At 68.1% G+C, this 3,238-nt stretch carries 2 protein-coding genes and 1 pseudogene; all 3 read left to right on the plus strand.

Going from position 1 to position 3,238, the window contains the following annotated elements:
- The first annotated feature begins 1,320 nt into the window (after nucleotides 1-1,320).
- Nucleotides 1,321-1,899 (plus strand): hypothetical protein, encoded by a 579-nt coding sequence (locus C7C45_RS32630; protein WP_110568735.1) that lies wholly within the window; start codon nucleotides 1,321-1,323, stop codon nucleotides 1,897-1,899.
- A 66-nt stretch (nucleotides 1,900-1,965) separates the two neighbouring features.
- Nucleotides 1,966-2,763: a PrsW family intramembrane metalloprotease gene (locus C7C45_RS32635; RefSeq protein WP_110568737.1), complete on the plus strand. Its 798-nt coding sequence runs from the start codon at nucleotides 1,966-1,968 to the stop codon at nucleotides 2,761-2,763.
- Nucleotides 2,764-2,905: 142 nt separating this feature from the next.
- Nucleotides 2,906-3,238: pseudogene (locus tag C7C45_RS32640) on the plus strand (formate dehydrogenase); the annotation flags it as partial.

The following is a 3,238-nucleotide window of genomic DNA, read 5'->3' on the forward strand; positions in this document are numbered from 1 at the left end:
GCCGGTGTCGCCCTGGAAACCCTGAAAACCCTGGGAGCCTTGCGCGCCTGTGTCGCCTTGAGCGCCTTGAGCGCCTTGAGCGCCTTGAGCGCCTTGAGCGCCTTGAGCGCCTGCGTCGCCCTGAGCGCCGGTGTCACCCTGGAATCCCTGGGCGCCCTGTGCGCCTTGTGTGCCGGTGTCGCCCTGGGCACCTTGGTTGCCCTGGGAACCCTGAATGCCAGTGTCGCCCTGGGCACCAGCGTCGCCTTGTGCGCCAGTGTCGCCCTGGGGACCTTGAGCGCCCTGGGGGCCTTGAGTGCCATGCGAGCCGTGCGGGTAGTCCGGCTTCGGCTGCTTGCCCTCGTCGTGCTGGCCCCACGGGCCCTGCCAGCCCTGAGGCCCGCAGTCGGGTGGCCCCTCAGGGTGCTGGTCCGCCGAGTCGTCTGGTCCGCCGCCGTCTCGAGCAGCCGGTAGGAACGTGGGCCAGCCGCCGTACTGGCCGAGTGGGCCGGGCGTGCCGACATGCACGTCCTGGGTGGACGATTTCGCTTCCACGGGTTGCGCTGCGGCTGCGGGCCCGCCCGTCATTCCGACCACCATCAGGGCAGAACTCAGCCCGGAAGCGGCACGGCCGGGCTTCAGCCCTCGCCGCAGCCGTCGGTTGTTGCTCATGACCCCTCCAGAGAGCCGCCCTAGATGCGCCCATAGCCACCGATGCGTGACGCACCGTAGCTAATCGGGCGAGTCGTAGCGTATTAGACCGATTCGCGGATTCTGAGGGGTTTCGCGTCCTGTGGGAAGTTTTCGGTTAAAGTGGATTCCCTTCATGATCAGCCGCACAGGCCCTGACCATTGCGCCCCTCGTTAAAGGCCTCGCCGCGTTCGGCGGTGGATCGCTATCACGACCTGGAAGGTCTGGCCGCGCGGTACCCGGGCGGCCCCGTGGCTCCAGCAGGTCAGGCCGGTTCGGGTGGAGCCGCCTCCTGGCGCTCGTACACGTGATCGCGGGTTTTGCGAGGCACCCCTCGAGATCGGGTTGTCCAGAATGACGGCCGGCTCAGGGGTGCGGGTGGACAGTTCCGGCACGACGACGAGTGCCAGTAACCAGGCCGGACGGCGCAGGAGCGGATCATTTCGGGGTCGCCGTCAGCGGCTCGGTCGCGCATGATCACGGGCATGGCACGAAGGACGACGATCGCGGTTTGTTGCGCCATTGCGCTGTCGCTGGCGGGGTGCAGCGCGGGCGCCAGCCCTCCGGAGGCTGCGCCCGCCGCGTCCCCGCCTGGCCCTGAACCTTCTCGGACGGCTTCCCCGACGACAACTCCGACGCTCTCTGACGGCATGTTGGACAAGCGGATGCTGGCGTTGCTGCTGGGCCGGCAGGATCTGGATGGTGACTGGGAGATCCTCGGGCGGGGTGATCTGCCGCGCGAGCCGAAGACCAGTGACCCGGCCTGCACCCGCGTGAAGCGTGATCTCTACAGCGCGGAAAACGCCAGCCTGCAGGGCTCGCTCCGTTGGCGACAGGCTGGCCCCGGCAACGGCCGAGGATTCCTCCAGGTGGTCAAATTGCATCCGGGGCAGGGTGCTGCGGCTGAGGTTGCCCGCGTCCGCGCGAGTGTCGAGCGGTGTCGGTCCTGGGGCGAGGGCGAGGGGCTCGAAGCCGGCTATCTGCACAACCTGTCGATGCAGTTGGCGACGGCTCCCCGAGTGGGTGACGAGGCGGTGGCCTGGCGCTACACCAGCCGGATCGGCCCGGCCGCCCCGCCTTTCCGGGCGTACAGCGTGCTGTTCAGGGTGGGAAGCGTTACGTCGCTGATCGACTATTCGGCCGGCGCGAAGACGTCAGACGCGACAGCGGAGAAAGAACTGCACAAGCTCGTCGCCTTGGCGGCGGCAAGGGTGGCCGAGGCGATCTGAACGAGAGCCGGCCCGATCTCAGCGCCGTGGCTGCGTTCGTAACCTGGATCCGCCAGACTGCGCGGTATGGGTGATCGTGCGCGCCGGTGGGCGTGGGTCGGGGTGCTCGTCATCGGGCTGATCCTCTACATGGCGGTGCTGCGGACCCTCGTCAGCACGCAAAATCCGAACTTCGTCCCGGCGCTGATCCTGCTCGGGGCGACGCTGGTGCCGCTGACGTTCCTGACGTTCGCGCAGGCCCGCACCGGGCGCTGGCAGGTGCCGGCGTCGGTGTTGGTGACGTCGGCGTTCTTCGGTGGCGTGGTCGGCACGGTGGTCGCCGGCACGCTGGAGTACGACACCCTGCGCGATCTCGGCATGCTGCCCCTGCTGTTCGTGGCACTGATCGAAGAGGCGGCGAAGCTGATCGTTCCGGTGGTGCTGCTGTTCACGGTCGTGGCCCAGCATCGCCGTCGGGTGCCCTCCGACGGACTCATCATCGGCGTCGCCGCCGGCATGGGTTTCGCCGCGTTGGAGACGATGGGCTACGCGTTCAGCGCCCTGCTGGGTTCGCAGGGCAACATCGGAGCGGTGGAGCAGACGCTGTTCATCCGTGGTCTGACCGCGCCCGCGGGTCACACCGCGTGGACCGGGCTCACCGCCGGCGCGCTGTGGGTGCTGTTGGCCAGCCCGAGCGTCGCCCGGCTGTTCGGGTTCATCGGCACGTTCCTGGGTGTCGTCGTCCTGCACACCCTGTGGGACACCTTCTCCGGCTCACTGGTCTTCGTCGTGTTGGCGATCATCAGTATCGGCTGGCTGTTCTGGGAGCTGCGCCGTTACCGGGCCTTCAGCGACCACCACGTCGGGCAGCTCCAGCCGAACTGAACCACATACACCATGCCTTCCCCGGCCTGCGCGAAAACGGCCGGGCGAGGTGTCTCTCTGGTGATCTCGCTGCGACCGGGCGCGTACCTCGTCTAATGTCAGGCTGTTCACATTTGGCCGGATTAGTCGGAAAGGTGCGGCGATGGGGGTGCGCAGCTGGATCGAGGGTTGGCCGGTCTATCGGCAGCTCACCGGCACCGACCCGCTGGGCCGGGGTGCCGCGGCCAAGTCCGCCGGCTCCCGTGCGCTCACTGCCCGTACCGAGGACGCCGACAGTGTGGCTCGTTCGGTGTGTCCGTACTGCGCGGTGGGTTGTGGTCAGCGGGTGTTCGTCAAGGACGGGCAGGTCAGTCAGATCGAGGGTGATCCGGACAGCCCGATCTCGCGGGGTCGGCTGTGTCCGAAGGGCTCGGCGAGCAAGAGTCTGGTGACGAGTCCGCTGCGGCAGACGAAGGTCCGCTACCGCCGGCCGTAC

The sequence above is a fragment of the Micromonospora arborensis genome (assembly GCF_003205615.1).
GTDB lineage: Bacteria > Actinomycetota > Actinomycetes > Mycobacteriales > Micromonosporaceae > Micromonospora > Micromonospora arborensis.